At 70.6% G+C, this 21,650-nt stretch carries 24 protein-coding genes; 13 read left to right on the top strand and 11 right to left on the bottom strand.

Features of this window, described 5'->3' with window-relative positions; genetic code table 11:
* The first annotated feature begins 1 nt into the window (after nt 1).
* The 5 genes from ACGFY9_RS35615 to ACGFY9_RS35595 all read left to right on the top strand — a co-directional run bounded on the left by ACGFY9_RS35615 (nt 2) and on the right by ACGFY9_RS35595 (nt 3,666).
* Nucleotides 2-676: an SRPBCC family protein gene (locus ACGFY9_RS35615; protein ID WP_393761149.1), complete on the top strand. Its 675-nt coding sequence runs from the start codon at nt 2-4 to the stop codon at nt 674-676.
* Complete coding sequence (locus ACGFY9_RS35610) at nt 673-1,335, top strand: isochorismatase family protein (protein ID WP_393761147.1); 663 nt, start codon at nt 673-675, stop codon at nt 1,333-1,335. The genes ACGFY9_RS35615 and ACGFY9_RS35610 overlap by 4 nt, the downstream gene beginning before the upstream one ends.
* 34 nt (nt 1,336-1,369) lie before the next feature.
* Complete coding sequence (locus tag ACGFY9_RS35605; RefSeq protein ID WP_393761145.1) at nt 1,370-2,218, top strand: alpha/beta fold hydrolase; 849 nt, start codon at nt 1,370-1,372, stop codon at nt 2,216-2,218.
* Nucleotides 2,219-2,292: 74 nt separating this feature from the next.
* Entirely contained in the window at nt 2,293-2,775 is a 483-nt protein-coding gene (locus tag ACGFY9_RS35600) for a MarR family winged helix-turn-helix transcriptional regulator (RefSeq protein WP_393761143.1), read from the top strand.
* A 78-nt stretch (nt 2,776-2,853) separates the two neighbouring features.
* Nucleotides 2,854-3,666, top strand: a complete 813-nt coding sequence (locus ACGFY9_RS35595; protein WP_393761141.1) for an aspartate/glutamate racemase family protein — start codon at nt 2,854-2,856, stop codon at nt 3,664-3,666.
* A gap of 124 nt (nt 3,667-3,790) precedes the next feature.
* Here ACGFY9_RS35595 and ACGFY9_RS35590 read toward each other — a convergent pair whose 3' ends face one another.
* Nucleotides 3,791-4,351, bottom strand: coding sequence for a hypothetical protein (locus tag ACGFY9_RS35590; protein ID WP_393761139.1), 561 nt, complete (start codon nt 4,349-4,351; stop codon nt 3,791-3,793).
* Nucleotides 4,352-4,499: 148 nt separating this feature from the next.
* On the opposite strand from ACGFY9_RS35590, the gene ACGFY9_RS35585 reads away from it, so the two are divergent.
* Nucleotides 4,500-5,753 carry an acyltransferase family protein gene (locus ACGFY9_RS35585; protein WP_393761138.1) on the top strand — a complete coding sequence of 418 codons (1,254 nt, stop codon included), beginning with the start codon at nt 4,500-4,502 and terminating at the stop codon, nt 5,751-5,753.
* Nucleotides 5,754-5,789: 36 nt separating this feature from the next.
* Here ACGFY9_RS35585 and ACGFY9_RS35580 read toward each other — a convergent pair whose 3' ends face one another.
* Nucleotides 5,790-7,052 carry an MFS transporter gene (locus ACGFY9_RS35580; protein WP_393761136.1) on the bottom strand — a complete coding sequence of 421 codons (1,263 nt, stop codon included), beginning with the start codon at nt 7,050-7,052 and terminating at the stop codon, nt 5,790-5,792.
* 240 nt (nt 7,053-7,292) lie between these two features.
* Complete coding sequence (locus ACGFY9_RS35575; RefSeq protein WP_393761134.1) at nt 7,293-9,887, bottom strand: alpha-L-rhamnosidase C-terminal domain-containing protein; 2,595 nt, start codon at nt 9,885-9,887, stop codon at nt 7,293-7,295.
* Between the two features lie 254 nt (nt 9,888-10,141).
* Here ACGFY9_RS35575 and ACGFY9_RS35570 point away from each other — a divergent pair, with 254 nt between their 5' ends.
* The 3 genes from ACGFY9_RS35570 (at nt 10,142) to ACGFY9_RS35560 (ending at nt 13,270) form a co-directional block, all read left to right on the top strand.
* On the top strand, nt 10,142-10,684 hold the full coding sequence (locus ACGFY9_RS35570) for a hypothetical protein (RefSeq protein ID WP_393761132.1): 543 nt from the start codon (nt 10,142-10,144) through the stop codon (nt 10,682-10,684).
* A 132-nt stretch (nt 10,685-10,816) separates the two neighbouring features.
* The gene (locus ACGFY9_RS35565) at nt 10,817-12,568 is read left to right on the top strand and encodes a sensor histidine kinase (protein ID WP_393761461.1); all 1,752 of its coding nucleotides are present in this window, start codon (nt 10,817-10,819) and stop codon (nt 12,566-12,568) included.
* A 45-nt stretch (nt 12,569-12,613) separates the two neighbouring features.
* Nucleotides 12,614-13,270: a response regulator gene (locus ACGFY9_RS35560; protein WP_393761130.1), complete on the top strand. Its 657-nt coding sequence runs from the start codon at nt 12,614-12,616 to the stop codon at nt 13,268-13,270.
* Between the two features lie 128 nt (nt 13,271-13,398).
* Here ACGFY9_RS35560 and ACGFY9_RS35555 read toward each other — a convergent pair whose 3' ends face one another.
* Genes ACGFY9_RS35555 through ACGFY9_RS35545 form a run of 3 tightly spaced genes read right to left on the bottom strand, consistent with a single transcriptional unit; the run spans nt 13,399 to nt 14,931 of the window.
* Nucleotides 13,399-14,064 carry a dihydrofolate reductase family protein gene (locus tag ACGFY9_RS35555; RefSeq protein WP_393761128.1) on the bottom strand — a complete coding sequence of 222 codons (666 nt, stop codon included), beginning with the start codon at nt 14,062-14,064 and terminating at the stop codon, nt 13,399-13,401.
* Nucleotides 14,064-14,585, bottom strand: a complete 522-nt coding sequence (locus ACGFY9_RS35550; protein WP_393761126.1) for an SRPBCC family protein — start codon at nt 14,583-14,585, stop codon at nt 14,064-14,066. The genes ACGFY9_RS35555 and ACGFY9_RS35550 overlap by 1 nt, the downstream gene beginning before the upstream one ends.
* Nucleotides 14,569-14,931, bottom strand: coding sequence for an ArsR/SmtB family transcription factor (locus tag ACGFY9_RS35545; RefSeq protein WP_393761125.1), 363 nt, complete (start codon nt 14,929-14,931; stop codon nt 14,569-14,571). The genes ACGFY9_RS35550 and ACGFY9_RS35545 overlap by 17 nt, the downstream gene beginning before the upstream one ends.
* A gap of 77 nt (nt 14,932-15,008) precedes the next feature.
* Here ACGFY9_RS35545 and ACGFY9_RS35540 point away from each other — a divergent pair, with 77 nt between their 5' ends.
* From ACGFY9_RS35540 to ACGFY9_RS35530, 3 genes are all read left to right on the top strand, one after another.
* Complete coding sequence (locus tag ACGFY9_RS35540) at nt 15,009-15,554, top strand: TetR/AcrR family transcriptional regulator (protein WP_393761123.1); 546 nt, start codon at nt 15,009-15,011, stop codon at nt 15,552-15,554.
* Nucleotides 15,555-15,560: 6 nt separating this feature from the next.
* A complete protein-coding gene (locus ACGFY9_RS35535) occupies nt 15,561-16,172 on the top strand; it encodes a CocE/NonD family hydrolase (RefSeq protein WP_393761459.1) in 612 nt (203 codons plus the stop codon).
* Nucleotides 16,173-16,278: 106 nt separating this feature from the next.
* Entirely contained in the window at nt 16,279-16,770 is a 492-nt protein-coding gene (locus ACGFY9_RS35530) for a GNAT family N-acetyltransferase (protein ID WP_393761457.1), read from the top strand.
* A 23-nt stretch (nt 16,771-16,793) separates the two neighbouring features.
* On the opposite strand, the gene ACGFY9_RS35525 is transcribed toward ACGFY9_RS35530, so the two are convergent.
* The 5 genes from ACGFY9_RS35525 to ACGFY9_RS35505 form a co-directional block, all read right to left on the bottom strand.
* Entirely contained in the window at nt 16,794-17,861 is a 1,068-nt protein-coding gene (locus ACGFY9_RS35525; RefSeq protein ID WP_393761121.1) for a P1 family peptidase, read from the bottom strand.
* Between the two features lie 60 nt (nt 17,862-17,921).
* Nucleotides 17,922-18,920, bottom strand: coding sequence for a type I glyceraldehyde-3-phosphate dehydrogenase (gene gap, locus ACGFY9_RS35520; RefSeq protein ID WP_393761119.1), 999 nt, complete (start codon nt 18,918-18,920; stop codon nt 17,922-17,924).
* 112 nt (nt 18,921-19,032) lie between these two features.
* Nucleotides 19,033-19,989 carry a GlxA family transcriptional regulator gene (locus ACGFY9_RS35515; protein ID WP_393761117.1) on the bottom strand — a complete coding sequence of 319 codons (957 nt, stop codon included), beginning with the start codon at nt 19,987-19,989 and terminating at the stop codon, nt 19,033-19,035.
* A 61-nt stretch (nt 19,990-20,050) separates the two neighbouring features.
* Complete coding sequence (locus ACGFY9_RS35510; protein WP_366492810.1) at nt 20,051-20,428, bottom strand: toxin Doc; 378 nt, start codon at nt 20,426-20,428, stop codon at nt 20,051-20,053.
* The gene (locus ACGFY9_RS35505) at nt 20,428-20,664 is read right to left on the bottom strand and encodes a hypothetical protein (protein ID WP_366492809.1); all 237 of its coding nucleotides are present in this window, start codon (nt 20,662-20,664) and stop codon (nt 20,428-20,430) included. The genes ACGFY9_RS35510 and ACGFY9_RS35505 overlap by 1 nt, the downstream gene beginning before the upstream one ends.
* A gap of 194 nt (nt 20,665-20,858) precedes the next feature.
* On the opposite strand from ACGFY9_RS35505, the gene ACGFY9_RS35500 reads away from it, so the two are divergent.
* Nucleotides 20,859-21,638 carry an SDR family NAD(P)-dependent oxidoreductase gene (locus ACGFY9_RS35500; RefSeq protein ID WP_393761114.1) on the top strand — a complete coding sequence of 260 codons (780 nt, stop codon included), beginning with the start codon at nt 20,859-20,861 and terminating at the stop codon, nt 21,636-21,638.
* The last annotated feature ends 12 nt before the right edge of the window (nt 21,639-21,650 follow it).

Below are 21,650 nucleotides of genomic sequence, written 5' to 3'. Positions count from 1 at the left end.
CATGCGACTCACCAACTCCGTGCCGGTCAAGGCCTCCCCCGACGAGGTCTTCGCCCTGATGAACGACGTCGAACGGGTCGCGTCCTGCATGCCGGGTGCCGCGCTCGACGGGCAGGACGGCGACACCTGGCGGGGCCGGGTGAAGATCCGGGTGGGTCCCATCAGCGCCTCCTACGCGGGTACCGTCCGCTTCCTGGAGATCGACGCCGAGCGGCGGCGGCTGCGGGTGCACGCGCGAGGTACGGACACCCACGGCAGCGGGGACGCGGAGGCGGAGGTCACTCTCGACATCCTCGCGGCGCCCGAGGGAGCGCTGCTCCAGCTCTCCACGGACCTGGTGATCCGCGGCAAGATCGTCCAGTTCGGCAAGGGCGCGATCGTCACGGTGTCGGACCGGATCATCCAGCAGTTCGCGCGGAACCTGGGGAGCCTGCTGGATCAGGACCGGGCGACCGGGCCCTCCTCGATCGCGACCACTCCGACCGCTCCCACTGCCCCGCAGCCGGCCATGGCGCCGGACTCGGACCTCGACGGCCTCGCACTGCTGCTGGGCCCGCGGGCCGCCAAGTACGGCCTGGTGGCAGGGGCATTCGCCGTCGGTGTCCTGGAGGGCTGGCTGCTCGGTCGACTCGGCGCCCAGGCACGGGAGTTGCGAGCCCAGCGGAGGACATCATGAGCGACGTTCAATACGGGCGGGAAACGGAACTCACCTACCAGCGGGCCGGGTTCGGCGCGCCCGTGCGCCGTGGCAGCCGCCCCGCGATCGTCGTGGTCGACCTCACCCGCGGCTTCACCGAACCAGGCCTCCCCTCGGGGGCCGACCTCACCGAAGTCGTCGCGGCCACCGGCGAGTTGATCGCGGCTGCGCGGCCGGCCGCCGTACCGGTGGTGTTCACCGCGATCGCCTACACACCGGCCGAGGCGACGGGCGACGCGGTCACCTGGCTGCAGAAGGCGCAGGGCATGCGGAGCCTGGTCGAGGGCAGCGAGGAGGTCGCGCTCGACCCGCGATTGCCTCGGACGCCGCAGGACCATCTGATCGTCAAGAAGGGCGCGTCCGCGTTCTTCGGGACGTCCCTGGCCGCCCTGTTGACCGGACTCGGCCGCGACACGGTACTGGTGTGCGGCGCGACGACGAGCGGTTGTGTACGGGCCACCACCGTGGACGCCGTGCAGTCCGGCTTCTCGGTGCTGGTGCCGAGGGAGTGCGTCGGCGACCGCGCGCCGGGTCCGCACGAGGCGAACCTCTTCGACATCCAGGCCAAGTACGGCGACGTGACCGACCTCAAGGACGCGGTCCGCTATCTCGACGGACTGCCCAGGACAGCGCCGTAACCCCAACTGCCGCTCTGCGTAATTGGAGAACCCCATGCCCCCACCCACGCGCCTGCTCGACCAGTCCGCGCTCGCCGATCTCGCCGACGTCCCCGCCACCAGCCGCTGGATCCGCTCCGGCGGCACGCGCCTGCACGTCCTGGACTACGGCGGTGACGGCGTCCCGCTGGTCGTGCTCCCCGGCATCACCGGTCCGGCCGTCGCGATGGACTTCGTGGCCCGTGAACTGACGCCTCTTGTACGGCCGTTGGTGGTCGACGTCCGTGGGCGCGGGCTGTCCGACGGCGGTGGTTCGTACGGGCTGGAGGAGTACGCCGAGGACACCGAGGCCGTCGTCGCGGGGCTCGGGCTGCACCGGCCGGTGCTCTTCGGGCACTCCATGGGTGCGCGGATCGCGGCCGTGACCGCTGTCCGGGCCAAGGTGGCACTGCGGGGCACCGTGCTCGGCGATCCGCCGATGAGCGGCCCCGGACGCGGGCCGTATCCCACACCCCTGGACGTCTTCCTCGACCAGCTGGCGCAGGCGCGGCGCGGTACCGACGCGGGCGAGGTGGCCCGGGCCTGGCCGCGCTGGCCGCGCCGTGAGCAGGAGCTGCGGGCCCGCTGGCTGGCGAGCTGCGACACGGAGGCCGTCACGGCCACGCATCGCGGCTTCGAGAGCGAGGACTTCTTCGACTGGTGGCCCTCCGTTCCCGGCCCGACGGCACTCCTCTATGGCGCGGACAGCCCGGTCGTCACCGCGGAGGGCGCGGCGGAGGCGGCCCGGCTGCTGCCGTCGGCCGTCATGTCCCTGATCCCGGACGCCGGTCACATGCTGTTCTGGGACAACCCGTCCGCCGCGCTCGCGGCCCTGCGCCAGGTGCTGCGGCCGATGCTGGTGTGACGCCGACGCGCGGGTTCCCGAAGATCGCAGGTCCGGCTGCCGACTCGGTCAAGTGCCGTGCTTAAGTGGGCTCCATGGGTGACGAAACCGCAACCCCGACGTCCACGCCGGCCGGGCCTCCCCCGGCGCTCACCGCCGCGCCCGGCTACCAGGTCCGCCGCCTGTACCAGGCGTATCTCGCGGCCTGGATCCGTGCGGTCGACCCGACGCTCACCGGGCCCCAGTTCGCGGTGCTCCAGGCTGTGGAAGCGGCGCCCGGGAGCGACCAGCGGTCGATGGCGGCCGCTGTCTCCCTGGACACGTCGACGATGGCGGACGTCGCCCGGCGGCTGGAGAACCGGGGACTGATCGTGCGCAGGACGGCCGCGGACGACGGCCGGCGCAAGCTGCTCCACCTCACGGAGGAGGGCGAGCGGACCCTCCACGAAGCGAACCTCCGCGCCCGCCGGCTCGACGAGCGCCTCCTCGCGCCGTTCGGACCGGAGCGGCGCGAGGAAATCATGCATCTGCTCACGTCCCTCGCCGACCACTGGGAGGGACTGGCCGAGGACTCCTGACCGCGAGGCGGCGGTCGGCGGGTCCCCGGTCGCCGACGACCGTACGCAGCCTCGTACGCAGGACACCCGGAGGATCCCGTGACCGATCACCACATCGGCATGATCGTGCCCAGCTCGAATCTGACCATGGAGACGGAGCTGCCGCGCATGATGCGGCAGCGCGAGTCCCTGGTTCCGGAGGACCGGTTCGTCTTCCACAGCAGCCGTATGCGCATGCGGCACGTGACGCCCGAGGAGTTGCGCGCCATGAACGCGCAGACCGGGCGCGCGGCACTCGAACTCGCCGACGCCCGGCCCGACGTGGTCGTCACCGCCTGCCTCGTGGCGATCATGGCGCAGGGCCCGGGGTTCCACTGCACCGCCGAGGACGAGATCACCGGCGTGCTGCGCGCCGAGGGCTCCCGGGCCCCTGTGGCGTCGAGCGCGGGCGCCCTGCTCGACGGCATCAAGGCCCTGGGTGCCCGGCGGGTCGCGATCGTCACGCCGTACATGAAGCCGCTCACGCGGCTGGTGGCGGACTACATCGAGGACGCGGGCGTCGAGGTGGTGGACGCGCTGAGTCTGGAGGTGGCGGACAACCTGGCCGTCGCCCGCCTCGACCCGGCCGACCTGCGCGAGCACTGGCGGCGCCTGGACCTGTCACGGGCCGACGCGCTCGTTCTGTCCGCCTGCGTCCAGATGCCCTCGCTGCCGTCGATCCAGGCGGTGGAGGAGGCGTCGGGCCTGCCGGTGCTCTCGGCGGCGACCGCCACGGCCTACCGCATCCTCGTCGAGCTGGGCCTGCCCGCCGTCGTTCCCGGCGCGGGCAGCCTGCTCAGCGGCCGGATCGAGGCCGGTGGACGGAGAGGGGAAGACCTGGGGCTGCCGCGAGGGACGACAGGACGTCCGTGAACTGCTCGCACATCTCCCGGACTTCAGCCTCGCGGAGTTACCTGCGGGACTGTGCCGCGCCCCCGGGCAGTCACCTGGTCTTCGTCGGCGACCAGCCGGACCGGCGGACGTTCGGAGAGCAGGCTCAGAGGGGTGCCATCTCCAGCTCCCCGAAGACCCGCAGGCCAACCTGTGCCGCCAGCCAAGGAGCCCGTTCGGCCTCGATCTGCTTCACGTGGACGTACACCGTGTGGTTCGGTGCGGGCTCCTCAAGGTCGAGATCGCGGGCGTTCACGCACACTGTCACGTACGCGCCTCTGGGGCGCCCGCAGCCGAGGCCCACTTCGGGAGCCTCGGGCCAACCGCTGAAGTCCCAGCGGACCATGGCCGGGACGTTCCCCACCGCGGCCACGAACTCCTCCACCGCTTCCGGGGCCATGCACCATCTGCGCGAGGAGATCGGAAGGCACTCCGCCGGAGCGCCGCCATCCTCTGAGGAGCCGTGCCGGTCGGCTCCGAAGGGGAACCACTCGGCATCCGGCATCACGCCGCTCAACCGCTCCAGCTCTCCGGGCGTGGAAACCCTTGCCTCGAAGTCGACTTCGAGTTCCGTGGTGTCGGCGAGTTCGAGCAGTCGTCCGACGGCTCGCAGTGTCTCGGCAAGATCCGTCGTCCTCAGCACTGCCTGCGCGTACGAGTTGGCCATGACGAGCAGTCTCCCAAGTCAGGCACCCTCCCTGCCGACCATTAATCGCCGGACTCCGTCGCCCGAAAGACAACGCCAGAGCAACGCCAACCTGTGCGCAGCCTGAGAATTTGTGTGATCCGCGCAGGCGTGGGCAGACGCCGCCGTTATGAGCACCCTGCAGCGGAGCACCGCAGACGAGGCCACGGAGCAGAGCCCTGATGTGCGGGCGGCGGCGCCGCTCGTGCCCGCGGCCGCGGAAGGAGGCAGAGGTGGCGGGCGGGGATTTTCGTCGGCGCTGCGTGGTGGTGGGCGGGTCGCGGGGCTGGACGGACTGCGGACGGTCGCGGTGGTGCTGGTGATCGTCTACCACGTGGAGCCGGACCTGGTGCCGGGCGGTTCGGTGGGCGTGGACGTGTTCTTCACGATCAGTGGTTTCGTCATCACGCGGGTGCTGGTCGGCGAGTACGCCCGTACCGGTGGCATCGGGCTGTGGCCGTTCTACCGGCGTCGGTGGGTGCGCCTGATGCCGGCCCTGCTGGTGATGTGCGCGGTCACCGCCCTGCTGTCCGTGACGTTCGCGCTGCCGCTCTTCCGCGGTGCGTGGGCGGCCGCCGCCCTGGCCGCGGGGTCGGTGGTCAATCTCGTACGGGCCGGGAACGACGGCGCGTACTCCGATCTCACCGCGCCCCTCAGCCACACCTGGTCCCTGGGCGTGGAGGAGCAGTTCTATCTCGCCTGGCCGCTCCTTCTGCTCGTCCTGCTGCGGCACGCGACCGCACGCGCGGTGCTGGCCTGCGTCGCGGTGCTGTGCGTGCTTCCGGTGCTCTGGCGGACGGTGCTCTGGGACCCGACAGCGGCGCACCGTATCTACAACGGCCCCGACACCCGCGCCGACCAGCTCCTCATCGGCGCCCTGCTCGCCCTCGTCCTGGCCCGGCTGCGCGCCGACGACCCACGCCTGGCGTCGCTGCGCTGCTGGGCGGGCCGCCTCTGCTGGCCCGCGCTCGCGGTGCTCGGGCTGATCGCCTGGCAGATCCCGATCACCGAGGTGAGCGGCTGGAATCCCGTCTGGTACACGGTCGGTTTCCTGGCCGCCGCCCTGCTGACGGCCTGCGTGGTCGCCGCGCTGGCACTGTGCCCCCGCTCTTGGCCCACCCGCCTGCTGTCGCTGTCCACGATGGTCTGGATCGGGCGCAACCTCAGTTACGGGATGTACCTGTGGCACTACCCCGTCATCCGGCTGCTGCACGACCTCGGCGTGCGCGGTGACGCCCTGCTCCAGACCGGCCTCGCGGCCACGTTCGCCGCGGCCCTCGCCTCGTACGCCCTCGTCGAACGGCCTCTGCTACGACGGGGCCGGCCCCGCGTGCGCCGGCTTGAGCCGGTTGTCGCCGCGGAACCACGGTCACCGGTCCCGTGACCGACGACCGGCCGCCCCCTGCACGCGCCGCCGGCGCTACACCGGATCCGCCGCCGCGGTGCTCGGCGCCTGCGTGCCCGTGCTGCCGAACCTGATCCCCTTGGCCTCCTTGCCGACGGCGCTCAGCACAATCACCAGGAGCAGGGCGGGAGTCACGGTCCATGCCATCGCCGTCGGATAGCCGTGGTGCTCGGCGATGGCCTCCTGGATCGGCAGGTTGAGGGCGGCGATCAGGTTGCCGAGCTGGTAGGTGACACCGGGGTAGAAACCCCGGATCGTGTCCGGGCTCATCTCCGTGAGGTGGGCGGGGATGACGCCCCAGGCTCCCTGTACGCACAGTTGCATCAGGAAGGAGGACAGCATCAGCCAGCCCACGGCGGTGGACAGCACGAAGAAGGGCACCACGACCAGACCCGCGGCCGCCGCGATCATGATCGTGCGACGGCGCCCCAGCCGCTCGGAGTACGCCCCGAGGACCATGCCGCCGATGATGGCGCCGATGTTGTAGACCACGGCGATGGCGATCGCGGTGTCCGGGGACAGGCCCAGGCCCTTCTTGACGAAGGTCGGATAGATGTCCTGGGTGCCGTGCGACATCCAGTTGAAGGCGGTCATCAGCGCGACCAGGTACACGAACCGCCGTAGGACAGCAGGGTTCTTGAAGACCTGGTAGGCAGGCGTGCGGTTGAGTTTGACGCTCTTCTCCCACACCTGGCTCTCCTCCACCCGGGCGCGCACCCACAGCGAGACGAGGGCGGGTACGAGGCTGAAGGCGAACAACCCCCGCCAGCCGAAGGCGGGTTCGATGACGAAGAACGCCACCGCGGCGAGCAGATAGCCGAGCGAGTAGCCGCTCTGCAGCAGGCCCGACCAGAAACCGCGCCGCTCGGCCGGGATCTTCTCCATGGCGAGCGCGGCGCCCAGGCCCCACTCGCCGCCCATGCCGATGCCGTACAGCAGGCGCAGTACCAGCAGCACGGTGTAGTTCGGTGCGAAGGCGCAGGCGAATCCGACGACCGAGTAGAAGGCCACGTCGACCATGAGCGGGGTGCGGCGGCCTTTGCGGTCCGCCCAGAGGCCGAAGAGGAGGGCGCCGACCGGTCGCATCACCAGGGTGGCCGTGGTGAGGAAGGCCATGTCGGTGAGGGAGACATCGAAGTCGTCGGCGATCTCGCTGTAGACAAGTACGACGAGGAAGTAGTCGAAGGCGTCCATCGCCCAGCCCAAGTAGGCGGCGACGAAGGCGTTGCGCTGATCCTTGGTGAGTCCCGCTGCCTGCTCCCGGACGGTGTTCAGCATGCCAGCCCTCCCTTGGTCCGCAGGTCAGGCTAGGTGCGCACGGTGGGGCGGACAACGCAAGGACCGGCAAAACACCAGCCACAATCGGCCAAAGGGCACGACTGGTTCACAGGCTTCGCGCCAAGTCCTCACAGCAGGGGGAACCGCCCCGGTTTCGACGTCGGATCCGGGCCTGTCCCGGGACGGTTCGTCCTGCTGAACTCACGCGGAGCGAGCGCCTGTTGGCGTCACACCGACAAGTCAGTCGCCGCGCTGCCCGCTCACGAAGCTGTGGTCACCCGGGCCCAGGTTCGACACGGTGACCGTTCCGTCGGCCACGGTCACGTCACGGCTCGACGCCCGCCGCCCGTCCCACAGCGTCCGCCGGCCGGCGCTCACGCGCAGACCGCGCGCGTCACCGGGGAGGACGACCGCGCCCTGGGTGTGCCGGGGCACGTGGACCGTGAGGCGGAAGACGCGAGCACTGTTCTCCCACTCGGCGCCCAAGGGGCCGTGCGGGGTGGGAAGTTGACCCGTCGCCCAGTCGACGTCGCCGGGCTGCGGACGTACCTCCCAGGTGGCGTATCCGGGTGAGGTCGGCCGGGCGCCCAGCAGGTTGTGGGTCAGCGCCGGCAGGACACCGGTGGACCAGCCGTGGGCCATGCTGGTGTAGGCGTCCTCGTACAGCGAACCGTTGGGGCCGATGCCCTCCCAGTGGGTGATGCCGGGGTCGTTCTTGTCCATCCAGCCGTACATACGGCGGATCTGGTCGAGCGCGGATCCGGCCTGCCCGCTGAGGAAGCGGGCCTCGATCTCCGGGTACGACGTGAAGGCGTACACGCGTTGCGACGCCTGGTCGAAGAGCGTGTCGTTGTCCATGAAGGCGTTCCCGTACGGCCGTTGCGTCGTCGCGTCGAGATGCGCGAGGGCCGAGGTGGCGCGGGCCGCGTCGGCGATGCCGGTGACGACTGCGAGGGAGTTGCCGTCCTGCGCGTGCCGTACCGCGCCCGTTCCGGAGTCGAGGTAGGCGCCCGCATCGGCGTCCCACAGAAGGGAGTTGACGGCCTGGGCAACGTTGTCGGCCCGCGTGCTCCAGCGCGTGGCGTCGGCCTTCTGGCCCAGCAGGCGGGCCAACGCGGCGGCGTTCTGGAGGGCTTGGACGTAGAGCGCGTTGTAGTAGGTGACACGGCCCGTGCGACCCAGGAAGGCGTAGTCGCCGTATCCGCCGGTGCCGTTGAGGCCCTTGCTCAGCAGGCCCGCGTCGTCCGTGACGCTCGGGTACCAGGTGTCCAGGACCTTCAGCAGGGTCGGGTAGTAGCGCGTCGCGTACTGGCGGTCGCCGGTGTAGAGGACGTAGTCCCAGCTGCAAGTGACCCAGTACAGCGGGTAGTCGAAGAGCGGGAGGGTGTAGTTGCCGATGGAGGCGGGCGGGATCCAGCCGTCGGCGCGCTGGTGGTCGGCGAGGTCCGCGAGGACGTTGCGGGCCGCCGCCGCGGCGTCGTCGTGGGTCAGGTAGAGGGTGCGCGCGGAGACGGCGAGGTCGCCGACGTACGGGTCGCGGTCGCGCTTGGCGCCGTCCTGGAGGACCAACTTCCCTTCCAGCGTGGCGCTCCACGCGTTGCGGGGGTCGACGTCGTCCTGGCGGAAGGTGTCGGTGACGAGTTCGTTGGTGTACGCGGCGCCGTACCAGTAACGATTCAACTCGTCGTCGGAGCACAGGAACCAGCCGCGGTAGGTGCTCGGGGTACCCACGTACGCGGTGAACTGGAGTGCCACGGAGTCGATTTCGACCGTGCCCCAGGGCTGCGCGGCGGGGCTGTCCGAGGCGAGTGCGTCGAGGCTGATCTTGAGGTAGCGGAATCCGTGCAGGCCGTCCGCGAACACCTTGTCGCCGGCCTGGAAGCCTTTGTGGTCGGTCCAGTTGGCGCCCTTCGCGGGTACGGCGAACTGGTCCGTGCCCCCTCCAGCGCCGCCCGCCTGGTCGGCGCGGGTGAAGTCCGAGCGGTCGGTGAGGAATTGGCGGGTCTCGGAGAACGCCACCCGCACGCCTGGGGAGTTGGCGGAGGCCGACGTGAACTTGATCTGCGGATATCCGACCACGACCTTGCCGAAGTCCACGGTGACGGTCGGTATCGGGATCGGCTCGACCGGTGCGGGCCAGACCTCGTTGATCCGGGTGAAGTTGCCGTGCGAGGTGTCCTGGGCGTGGGTCACCGTGATGCGGACGCGGTCGGTGCTGACCTTCTCCGTGAACGGAACGGCCTTCTGCACTGCGTCGTTGCCGGTGACCGTGGCGGCGGTGTGCCAGTCGCCGTCGCTCCACACGTCGACGGTGTAGTCGGTCGGCACGCCGTCGCTGTTGGAGATCACGGTGACGCCCTGCAAGGACGTGACCTGCGGCGCGGTGATGGTGAGGACGTCGGGGAAGACGCCCAGGGTGTCGTCGTTCCAGAAGGTGTCCGGGTTGCCGTCGATCGCGTTCGTGGCGTCGTAGGTGCGCGGCCGGCCGTCGTTGCCGTTGTTGCCCGCGTGGGCCGAGGATGCCTCGGCCGTGGTGCCGGTGGGCCAGGTCGGCGCCGCCGCGGGCTGCGGGCGCCGCAGGAGGGATCTGGCTCCGCCGGGCTTGAGCAGCGCGTCGGGGTTCTTCACGTCTCCGGTCGACGTGGTGATCCGCACCGGGCGGACCGTTCGCGAGGACGGGCCCTGGACGTAGCGGTGCCAGCCTCCGGAGCGGCGCGACGGGTTGCCGGTGAGGGAAGCGGAGGCTTCCTCTGCTGGGAGTGCCTCCGCTGGGGGGAGTCCGGTGGAGAGGGACACCGCGGTGAGTCCGACGGTGCCGGCTGCTGCGAGAGCCACGCGACGGGAAATGCCTTTGTCCGGTGTGCTGTTCGACGCCATGCTGTCCCCTTGAGCGCAATGGATTGAATCGTTTCACTCGGCAGCTGCGTGGTGACGCTATCTCGAACAGCGGATGCCCGTACAGCGTTGGGACAGAAGTATTCGGCGCTGCGCGCCGTCCGGAACGAGGCGCCGTGCAAGGGGAGGGCCACCAGACGGGACGCTGATCGGTCGCTGACAGGATCTTCATACGGGGACGGCACGTTGACGGCATGTCCTCCTCCATCCCCTCCCCCCGCCGCGGCGTCGTCGCTCCCCTGCTGACCGTCGTCGCCTCGGGTGCGACCCTCGTGATGCTCGCCGCCTGCGGCGGCGGGGGCGGCACCCGCGACGAAGGTGTCGCCTCCATCGCCACCCCTTCCGCGCATGCGGCGACCACGGCCGGCCCGGACGCCGGGCACGTAAGGATCCGTCTCGACGACAGCCAGGAAGACGTCAACAGGCTCTGGGGCGCCTGGAGTCACTGCCTTGAGGAACATGGCCTGCCGTCCGGCACGAAGGCTCTGCCCGACAATCCCGCGGTCAAGGCCTGCGACCCGAAATACCCGCTGCAGCCGGTGGAGATGGACCCGGCGAAGAACCCGCGCTACAGCGACGGCGTGCGCGCCATGGTGCGGTGCATGAACAGCCACGGCATCAAGAGCGCCGTCTCCGACGGGAATTGGAGCTTGGTCAGCGGGGACAGCCTGAATCTGCCCGACTTCGACAAGGACAAGGTCCAGTGCCAGGTCAAGTCCTTCAAGAACGGCGGCTGACGGCCGAGGAAACAGTTCGGGGGAGCCCGTGTGAGAGGCGGACCGTACGACTTTGGTCGTTCGTGGATGCGACGAACGGATGCTGTGCGGGCGGGCATCGATGCATACCGTTGGCGCGTGAACGCGAAGACGATGGCCCTCGATGTCCGGAGCCGACTGGGCGCGGCAGGTATGTGGTCCCGGCGGCAGATCGTCGGCGAGACGGTGCTGGCCGTCGGCCTGGGCCTCGCCATGGCCATGACCCAGACGAACGAGGGCGCTCTGCGGATGGTCGCCGTCGGGGTCGTCGCCGCGGTGATCTCTCTGCTGCGGCGGGCATTCCCTGGCGGCGCCCTGCTCGCCACCGGCGCGGTCTCCGGTGTGCTCGGTGGTTTCGGGTTCGTGCTGATCGTGGTGAGCTGGTCGGCGGGCGCGCGGATCGAGGCACCGCGTCGGGCGCTCGCGTTCTTCACGGCCGCCTACGTCCTCTACGTCGGGCTGTCCGTCCCCAGTCCTTCGCAGCCGCTGTCCGCCGCACAGACGCTGGTGTTCATCACGCTCGCGTTCCTGGTGACGGGGGTCGTGCCCGGCCTGGCCAGCCGCAACCGCGCCCAACGCCGCACGCTGCTGCGCGCGTTGCACGAGCACAACGCCCAACTCCTGCGCGAACGCGAGATGATCGCATCCCACTCGCGCCTGCGCGAACGGCAGCGCATAGCGCAGGACATGCACGACAGCCTCGGCCACCAACTGGCCCTGATCGCCGTCCACACGGGCGCGTTGGAGGTCGACCGCGAGCTGACGGGCGGACAGCGCGAGGTGGTCGGCGTGCTGCGGGAGGCGTCCGTGTCCGCGATGCACGAGCTGCGCGAGGCGGTCGGTATCCTGCGCGACGGCACTCCCGATCAACTGCGGGACAACGAGGGTGAGTTGGAGGCCCAGGCCCAGGCCCGGGGCGTGGCGGGGATCGACGGCCTGGTGGACGCGTCGCGGGGCGCGGGCACGGTCGTAGCGCTGCGGCGTACGGGCCAGGCACGTCCGCTGGCTCCCGCGGCCGACCACGCGGCGTTCCGGATCGTGCAGGAGGCGCTGACCAACGCCCTGAAGCACGCGCAGGGCGCCGGGATCTCCGTCGAACTGCGCTACGAGCCGGACTCCTTGGTCGTCGAGGTCGCCAACGGGCCGGTTCCCGCGCTGACTTCAGCCGTACGGCGGACCGTGGTGAGCGGCGGGCAGGGGCTGACGGGGCTGCAGGAACGGGCCCGGCTGGTCGGCGGCATGGTGCACGCGGGGCCCACGGCGGACGGGGGGTTCCGTATCGCGGGCGTGCTGCCCTACGGTCCCGGGTCGCCGCGCGCATCGGAGAGCAGCCGGTGGCCGGCGGTCCCGGGGCCGGACGGAGCGACCTTCGTCGATGCGGCGAACGACTTCCGGGGGCAGAGCGAGGGGGCGGTGCCCGGCGACGGTGGTGCGGACATCGACTGGTCCGGTGCGCCGGACAGGCAGAAGGAGTTCGACATCGCCATGGGACGCAAGAAGAAGGGCGTCGTGATCGGATGCGGCGCCGCAGTGCTGACCTTCCTGGTTCTCGGGGTGGTTGCCGTCGTGCTGATCATCAACCTGGTGGGGAAGGAGGGCGACAAGCTCATGCTCGATCCGAAGGTCTACGAGTCGGTGAAGGTCGGGGACTCCGAGACGGCCGTACGGGACAAGCTGCCGCACGGAAAGTCGTTCCTGGCCGGGACCTTGGGCGACGAGGCGCCCGCCGAGCCGCGGGGGGCGACCTGCTCGTCGTATCTCTCCACGAAGAACTGGCCGACCGAGGGAGGGGACATGCCCGCCTTCCGCTTCTGCTTCAAGGACGGCAAACTCGTCGAGAAGCGGGCCTTCGCGACCAAGTCGTAGTCTTGGGCCTCCCGTCGCCCCCGTCACACGTCCCGCAGGAGAATCGTGATCAGAGTCCTCGTCGCGGATGACGAACCCCTCATCCGGGCGGGCATCAGGATGATCCTCACCTCCGCCGACGACATCGATGTCGTGGCGGAGGCGGCCAACGGCCGTGAGGCGGTCGACCTGGTCCGCGCACACGTCGTCGACGTGGCCCTGCTCGACATCCAGATGCCGGTGCTGGACGGCCTGTCCGCGCTGGCCGAGCTGCGGCGGGCGGCACCGGCCGTACGCTCGCTGATCCTGACGACGTTCGGCGAGCGGGAGAACGTGCTGCGGGCGCTGAGCCAGGGCGGCGCCGGGTTCCTGCTGAAGGACTCGGCGCCGGCCGAGCTGATCCAGGCGGTACGGGCGGCCGCGGCCGGGGACGCGTATCTGTCACCGGCCGCGACGCGTCACGTGGTCGACCAGCTCGCCTCGGGTCAGGCGGCGGCGCGCGGCGAGGAGGCGCGCCGGCGCCTGGAGTCGCTCAGCACCCGGGAACTGGAGGTCCTCGCACTGCTCGGCGAGGGCCTGTCGAACGCCGACGCGGGCGAGCGGATCCATGTGAGCGAGGCGACGGTGAAGACGTACGTCAGCCGGATCCTGACGAAGCTGCGGTGCGAGAACCGGGTCCAGGCGGCCCTGCTGGCGCGGGACGCGGGGCTGGGACCGAGCTGATCCGCGGATCGTCAGCCGCCGGGCCTGACCCCCAACTGCTCCACGAGGTCACGAGGTTGTCCTCGGCCGCCTGCCAGCTCGTCGTACAGCGCGCGGTCGTCGCCTCCCTGGAGGTGAGGGGGGAGGTGCTACCGCTTCCCGACGGTGTACGTCAGGTGGGTCACCCGGGACGATGTGTCCGTGCGGGTCTGGTTCAGCGTGAGGCGGTCGGGGTCCACGTGGTCGAACAGGCGGATGCCGGTGCCGAACAGCACGGGCGCGAGCGCGATCGAGAACTCGTCGATCAGGCCGCTGTCCAGGTACTGCTGGATCGTCTCGGCGCCGCCGGCGATGCGTACGTCGCGGTCCCCGGCGGCCTCGCGGGCCCGGTCGAGGGCACTCTCGATGCCGTCGTCGACGAAGTGGAAGGTGGTGCCGCCCGGCCGCTCCCACGGGTCACGCGTGGTGTGGGTGAGGACGAACACCGGGGTGTGGAACGGCGCCTCCTCCGGCCAGGCCGGCTCGCCGGCGTCGAACATGCGCCTGCCCATGACGCTCGCGCCGGTGCGCTCGAACGTCTCCCGCGCGATGTCGTTGTCGCGGCCCTCCTCGCCGCCCTCGCCCAGCTTCAGGTTCTCCCGGAAGAACCGCAGCGGGAACACCCACGCCTGCAGCTCCGACCACTTCGCCATCCAGCGCCGGACCCTCGGGTCGTTCTGGCCTTCGGGCGAGAAGACGTCCTCGACGGGCACCTCCTCGGGCGCCATGAAGCCGTCGAGCGACATCGTCACGCTGAAGAACACCTTTCCGGCCATCAGCCCTCAGCTCCCTTCAAGTCGGTCTCGTTCCCGGTGAGTTCGACGACGTAGGCCGCGAGGTTGCTCAGCGTCTGCTCGCCGCCCTCGATCGCGTGGTACTTCTCCACCGCCTCGTCACGGAGTTCCTTGGTGGGGAACACCGTGCGCATCACGATCCGGGTCCCGTCGCCGGCCGGTTCGAAGGACAGGACGGACTCGAAGGCGTTCGGGTCGTCGCGGGACTCGCCGTGCAGCAGCGCGATCCGCTCCGGCGGGACGATCTCCCGCCAGGTGATCCACTCCTGGTAGTCGGTCCCGTCCGGCCCGTGCATCACGAAGTCCCAGGCGCCGCCGACGCGGAACTCGAAGGACCGCGTCGTCGTGCTGAAGCCCTCCGGTCCCCACCACCGCGACAGGTGCCGGACTCGTGTGAACACCTCGAACACCAGCTCCCGGGGCGCGTCGATCACCCGGGAGATCACGACCTCGCGGTCCGCGGTCACAGGTGCGGCCTCGCCGCCGCTACTGGTCATCGCCATCATCCGGTCCTTCCTGCCTTGTCTGCTCCAGTTCCTGCACGTACTCGTCCAGCCGGTCGAAGCTCCCGCTCCAGAACCGCTCGAAGCCGCCCACCCACTCGTGGACCGGCCGCAGCCCGCGGGCGTCCAGGTCGTACAGCCGCTGCTTGCCCGCCCCGCGGACCCGCACCAGCCCGACCTCCCGGAGGACCCGCAGGTGTTTGGAGGCCTGCGGCTGGGTCATCCCCAGGTCCCGCGCCAGGTCGGTCACCGGCCGCTCGCCGCCCCGCAGGAGCAGCAGGATCTCCCGCCGCTGCGGTTCGGCTATCGCGTTGAACGCGTCCGAGGTCGTCGCCGCTCGTGCCATGGCGCCATCGTATGCCTATATAGGCATGTGTCAACGGTCCACCGGACAGAAGGGTCCGGCGCTCCCGCGCGGCCCTGATGGCGGCCGCGGTGCGCCTCGTGTCCGAGCGCGGCACCACGGGCATCCCGGTGACCGATCTCGCCGAGGCGGCGGACGTCAGCCGGCGCCTCGTCTATCTGCAGTTCGGGGATCGCGACACCCTCCGGACGGAAGCCGCGATCGACCTGGTGAGACGCGAGCTGCTCCCCCGGGCCGGAGACGGCGGCGACACCTCCGAGGGAGTGGCCGCGCCGGCGCGGCACTTCGCGGAACACCGCTCCTTCTACCGCCCGATGCTGACCGGCTCCTGCGCCTTCGCCATGACCAGCACCCTCAACAAACTCTTCGGCTCCCTCAACAGGCCCGCCGTCCGCGAGCTGTTCGGCGACCTGGACCAGCAGACGGCGGACGACCTCTCGGAGTTCATCGCGGGCGGAGCCGCCACGCTCGTCAACAACTGGGTGATCGACGGCGCGGACCCCCTCGCCCCCGAGGACCTCACGAACCGTCTGCGCCGCCTCGCACCCAGCCCGCGGCGAGAAGCCGTCCGACCCGGCCCCGGTGCGCCTGTTCGTGATGGGTGAGGACACCTGGCGCGACTTCCCGTCCTGGCCCCCGCCGGGGTACGCCCCGCAGCGCCTCCACCTCCACCCCGCCGGCGCCCTCGCCGTCGGCACACCGGACGAGTCCGCCCCGGACACCTACCGCTACGGCCCGGCCGACCCCACGCCCGCGCTCGGCGGCGTCCGCATGGCCGTCGGCATCAGGTCGGGCCGCGTCGACGACACCGATCTGGAGGCCGCCCGGACGTCCTCACCTGCACAACTCCCGCCCTGGACAAGGACGTCGAGGTCGTCGGAGAGGTGAGCGCCGAGATCTGGTTCCGCTACAGCCTGCCGTACGCCGACGTGTTCGTCCGCCTCTGCGACGTGGACGAGAAGGGCCGCTCCACGAACGTCTGCGACGGCCTGATCAACCTCACCGGCGCCGACGACACGACGTGCGCGAAGGTCCGACTCTGGCCGACGTCCTACCGTTTCCAGCGCGGCCACCGCATCCGCGTCCAGATCTCCAGCGGCGCCTTCCCGCGCTACAACCGCAACCTCGGCACCGGCGAGCCCCAAGCGACCGCCACCACCCTCAACGATCCTGCCGATCGGACCACCGAACTGACCAAACCTGGTGGGCCGTTGGAGCACTAGGGGACATCCCGTAGAACCATTCCCGGTGTTCCGGGCATCCCTTACGACCTCAGGCCGATGTGGCTCAAGGGGCTGGCGGGTTTCAATGGCCCCTATGCCCAGCGAAGTGCCCGAACTACAACCACTCCACGCCGACCACGCCCCGGCGGTCCTGGCCTTCGAGCTGGCCAACCGTGCCTACTTCGCCACGTTGATCTCCGACCGCGGCGACGCCTACTTCGACGGGTTCACCGCCGGCTTCGACGCGTTGCTGGCCGAACAAGAGGCCGGCATCTGCGCCTTCTACGTGCTCGTTGCCGAGGACGGCTCGGTCCTCGGCAGATTCAACCTGGTCGACATCACCGAGGATCACACGGCGACACTCGGCTACCGGGTCGCGCAGCATGTCACCGGTCGCGGCGTGGCGACCGCAACCGTCAAGGAACTGTGCCGGCTTGCGGCCTCACAGCACGCGCTGCGCACGATCAGAGCAGCCACATCCCACGAGAACATCGCATCCCAAAAGGTGCTGACCAAGGCCGGTTTCACCCCGGTCGGCCCCGCCCACCCCTCCGACATCGGCGGCAAGCAAGGCACTTGGTACCAGCGCGACGTCTAGGTCCGGCACCCGCCCAGCAGCACTCACCCCAACAGGGCAAGCAACTGCGCCGCCGGCAAGGGATACCGCGTATGCCCACCCGGCCCCGTTACCCGAGCAGCGGTCAACAGCGCATTGAGAACCGCCTCCTCTACGGCGTCCAGCACGGCGCCGAACAGAGGATCCAGCCCGGCATCGGGCACCACCGCAGGCCCGGCCGGTGTGCCCAGAGGACGGGTGCCCAGGGCAAGGCCGTAGTCGCCACTGCCATTGCTGTAACCGGCGCCGACCCGTGCCAGCGCATAGACGGAGCGACGGGCGAGCCGCGTCAACTGGCGGGCGTCCAGGGGCGCGTCGGTGGCGGTCACGATCATGCAGGAGCCGGTCTCCGGACCGGGACCGGACTCGTCCGCGGGAACGCCCACGTCAGCGGGGGTGACCGTACGGCCCAACACCCGTAGCGTTCCACCGAAGTTGGCCTGCACGAGGACCCCGAGGGTCGCCTCCTGCCCCGCGACCGGCACACGCCGCGACGAGGTGCCGATGCCCGCCTTGAAACCGAGCGCGGTCGTCCCGGTGCCCGCGCCCACCGATCCCTCGGCGACGGGTCCTGCGGACGCCGACTCAAGTGCGGCGCGAACGTGTTCCTCCCGGACCGGACGTGACCGGATGTCGGAGAGGAGCCCGTCGTTGCACTCCCCGACCACCGCATTCACGCTCCGGGCGTCTGCACCCTCGGGCCGTTCCAGGATCCAGCCCACCAGGGCGTCGGCGACCCGGAAGGCGGACAGGGTCGAGGTGAGCAGCACGGGGGTTTCCAGCGCGCCGAGTTCGGCGATCTGCGTGGTGCCGAGGAACTTGCCGTAGCCGTTGCCCGCGAACACCCCGGCGGGCAACGGGCTGCCGGGGCCCACGCCTTCGGGCACGATCGCGGTGACCCCGCTGTGCACGCGGGGCGGGTGGATCAGTGTCGTGTGTCCGACGCGGATGCCGGGCACGTCCGTGATCGCGTTGTGCGTGCCGGTGGGCAAGTCACCGATGCCGAGCCCGAGTTGACGGGCTCGGCGGGGCACGGTGGGCGCGAGCGGATCAGGGCCTGGCGACTCGGGCATGGCCAGACACTACGACACCGGTCGCGCCGGCCCTGACGGTCGACTCGGCTGCGCGGCCGGTCAGCCCGCGGCGAGGAGTTCGAGCGTGTCGATCACACGGTTCGAGAAGCCCCACTCGTTGTCGTACCAGGCGACGACCTTCACATGGCGGCCGTCGACGCGGGTGAGGGCGGAGTCGAAGATCGACGAGGCCGGGTTGCCCGTGATGTCGGAGGAGACGAGCGCGTCGTCGGAGTATTCGAGGACGCCCGCGAGGGGTCCATCGGCCGCGGTGCGGTAGGCGGCGAGCACGTCCTCGCGGGTCACGTCGCGGGCGACGGTGGTGTTGAGTTCGACGATCGAGCCCACCGGCACGGGCACGCGGATCGAGTCGCCCGACAACTTGCCGTCCAGGTTGGGCAGTACGTGGCCGATCGCCTTGGCGGCGCCCGTCGTGGTCGGCACGATGTTGACGGCGGCGGCGCGGGCCCGGCGGGCGTCGCGGTGCGGGCCGTCCTGCAGGTTCTGCTCCTGCGTGTAGGCGTGCACCGTGGTCATGAATCCGTGCTCGATACCGGCGAGTTCGTCGAGCACCGCGGCGAGGGGTGCCAGCGCGTTGGTCGTGCAGGAGGCGTTCGAGACGATCGTGTGCGTGGCCGGGTCGTAGGCGTCGTTGTTGACCCCGAACGCGAGCGTGACGTCGGCGCCGTCCGAGGGCGCGCTGACGAGTACCTTCCGCGCGCCCGCGTCGAGGTGGGCGCGGGCTGCCTTGGCGGAGGTGAAACGGCCTGTGGCCTCCAGCACGAGGTCCACTTCGAGTTCGGCCCAGGGCAGGTCCGCCGGTTCGCGCTCGGCGAGGACCTTGATGCGCCGGCCGTCGACCACAAGGGTGTCGCCGTCGACGGTCACGGGGCGGCCGAGCCGGCCGGACGTCGTGTCGAAGGCGAGCAGCCGCGCCAGAGTGGCCGGCTCCGTGAGGTCGTTGACGGCGACGACCTCCAGGTCGCTGTCGCGTTCGAGCAGGGCGCGCAGCACATTGCGTCCGATGCGGCCGAATCCGTTGATGGCAATGCGAGTCATGAGATAAGTCCCTTCGGTTCCCCACCAGGCTCGCGCGCGGCGACCATCGCGGACAGTGGCGCGATCGCCACGGTTCAAAAGGATCCCGCCACACCCCCGGGGCAGGGCCGGGCTACTCCCCTTGCGCGAAGGTCCGCCGGTATTCGCTCGGCGTCGTACCGAGAAGACGGTGGAAGTGCAGCCGGAGATTCGCACCGGTGCCCAGACCCACGTCGGCGGCGATCTGCTCGACGCTGCGCTCGGAGCGTTCGAGCAGCTCGCGGGCCATGTCGATGCGGGCCCGCATGACCCACTGCATCGGCGTGTAGCCGGTCTCGTCGACGAAGCGCCGCGAGAACGTGCGCGGCGAGACCGCGGCCTGCCGGGCGAGCGTCTCAAGGGTGAGGGGCTCGCCGAGCCGGTGCAGCGCCCACTCGCGGGTCGCGGCGAACCGTTCACCGAGCGGCTCGGGCACACTGCGCGGCACGTACTGCGCCTGACCGCCGCTGCGGTAGGGAGCCGCGACCAGCCGCCGGGCCGCGTGGTTGGACGCGGCCACCCCGAGGTCGCCGCGCAGGATGTGCAGGCACAGGTCGATACCCGAGGCGGCGCCCGCCGAGGTGAGCACGCTGCCCTCGTCGACGAACAGGACGTTCTCGTCGACCTGGACGAGCGGGTACTTCGTCGCGAGTGCCCGCGTGTAGTGCCAGTGCGTCGTGGCGCGCTTGCCGTCGAGCAGGCCCGTGGCGGCGAGCGCGAAGGCCCCGGTCGAGATCGCGGCGAGCCGCGCGCCCCGGTCGTGCGCGGCGATCAACGCGTCCAGGACACCCTGCGGCGGGTCCTCCCGGTCCGGGAACCGATACCCGGGGAGAAAGACGATGTCGGCCCAGGTCACCGCGTCGAGCCCGTCGGCGACGTGGTACGACAGCCCGTCGCCCCCGGTCACCAGGCCGGGCGCCGCACCGCACAACCGCACCTCGTACGGCATGCTCGCCCGCGTCGTGAACACCTGCGCGGGGATTCCGACGTCGAGCGGCTTGGCGCCTTCGAGGACGAGGACGGCGACGCGACGCAGGCGGGCGGTGGACACGGGAACAGCCTACGCAGGGCTGCGGCCGGCCGTTCACGGAGCCGTACCGGTCCGCCGCAGGTCAGACCTTCCAGGAGCGCAACTGGTCGGCGACGGCGAGAACCCCGACCCGCGTGTCCCGGATCTTGCGGACGAGGTCGGAGAGGGCGCCGTAGGGCGGGTCGATGCCTTCGCCGGACTGGCCCATGTACTGGGCGGCGACGAACGCGGCGTAGAGGCTGTTGCGGTGCGGCAGCGGCTCCAGCCGCACGATGGTGTGCATGAGCGCGGCCGCCCGCCAGGCGGCGTCCGGGTCGGCCGCGGCGAGCGTCGGCAGCTTGGTCTTGTGCCGGGACACGGCGGCCACGAGCGCGGAGTAGTCGGAGACCGACATGTCCTCGTGGCCGAGGGCGGCCTCCTGGACGTCGAGCAGCCAGGAGACGTCGATGTACAGGTGCATCAGGCGGCCGCGGCCCCGTCACGCTCCGAAGGCGGCACCTCGTCGGGGAAGGCGTCGTCGAACTCTCCGCGCAGCCGCTCGGCCCACACGGAAGCGCCGGCGACGAACTGACCGCGCTGCATCTCACGCACGCCGAGGTCGTGCAGATACTGCTTGAGGCTCTTCCCCTCGGCTGCGGCGGCCGCGCGCACTCCCTCAAGTTCCTCTTCGGTGAAGGACACATTCAGTGATGGCATGCTGCGATGGTACCTAGTTGGTGCCGCCGGTGCGAGGGCCCCGCCCCGCACAGCGGTCGGGCATGCCGTCGCCGGCCGACCCCGCCGTCCGAACCCGCCACCACCGTAGGGACCGTCATGTACGACAACCGGCTCCAGGACATCGCCGCGATCGGGCGGTGGCCGATCGAGGAGCCGCCTCCTAAGCTGCCGGAATGATCTCTGGCGACTACCTCTCCGAACTGTTCTCGCTCGACGGCCGGATCGCCGTCGTGACAGGCGGCAGCTCCGGCATCGGCCGGGCCGCGGCCGGAGCGCTCGCGCGGGCGGGGGCCGAAGTGGTCGTAGTGGCGCGCAAGGAGCAGGAACTGACCGCCACGGTCGACGAGTTGACGGCGGAGGGTTGCCGGGCGGCTTGGGTGAGCGGTGATCTGGGCACCCGGGACGGCGTCCGGGCGGCGGCGGAAGCGGCAGCCGACGTGTTCGGGGAGCCGGACATCCTCGTGAACAGCGCCGGGATCAACCTGCGCCCGCCGATGGGCGAGTTGAGCGAGGACGTGTGGGACACCACGATGGCCCTGAACCTGGAGGCGCCCTTCCTCCTGGGCCAACGCTTCGGTCCCGGCATGGCCGAACGGGGCTTCGGGCGCATCATCCACATCACCTCCCAGCAGGCGCACCGGGCGTTCGTGCAGAGCGGTGCCTACGGGGTGTCCAAAGGGGCGCTGGAGTCGCTGGCCCGCTCGCAGGCCGAGGCGTGGTCGCCGCACGGCGTCACCTGCAACACCCTGGTCCCGGGCTTCGTGATGACACCGCTCAACGAACGACTGTCGTCCGACCCGGAGAAGGTGGCGGCGCTGGCCGCGCGCACACTGATCGGCCGCAACGGCCTTCCCGAGGACTTCGCGGGCGCGGTGGTGTTCCTGGCGAGCCGCGCCTCCGCTTACGTCACCGGGCAGTCGGTCTTCGTGGACGGCGGATTCTCCGTCCACTAGCCCAAAACCGGC

Origin of the sequence: Streptomyces sp. NPDC048504 (assembly GCF_043200035.1) — a bacterium.
GTDB lineage: Bacteria > Actinomycetota > Actinomycetes > Streptomycetales > Streptomycetaceae > Streptomyces.
The sequence above is the reverse complement of the archived record's forward strand: the minus strand, read 5'-3'. Positions and strand labels throughout refer to the sequence as shown.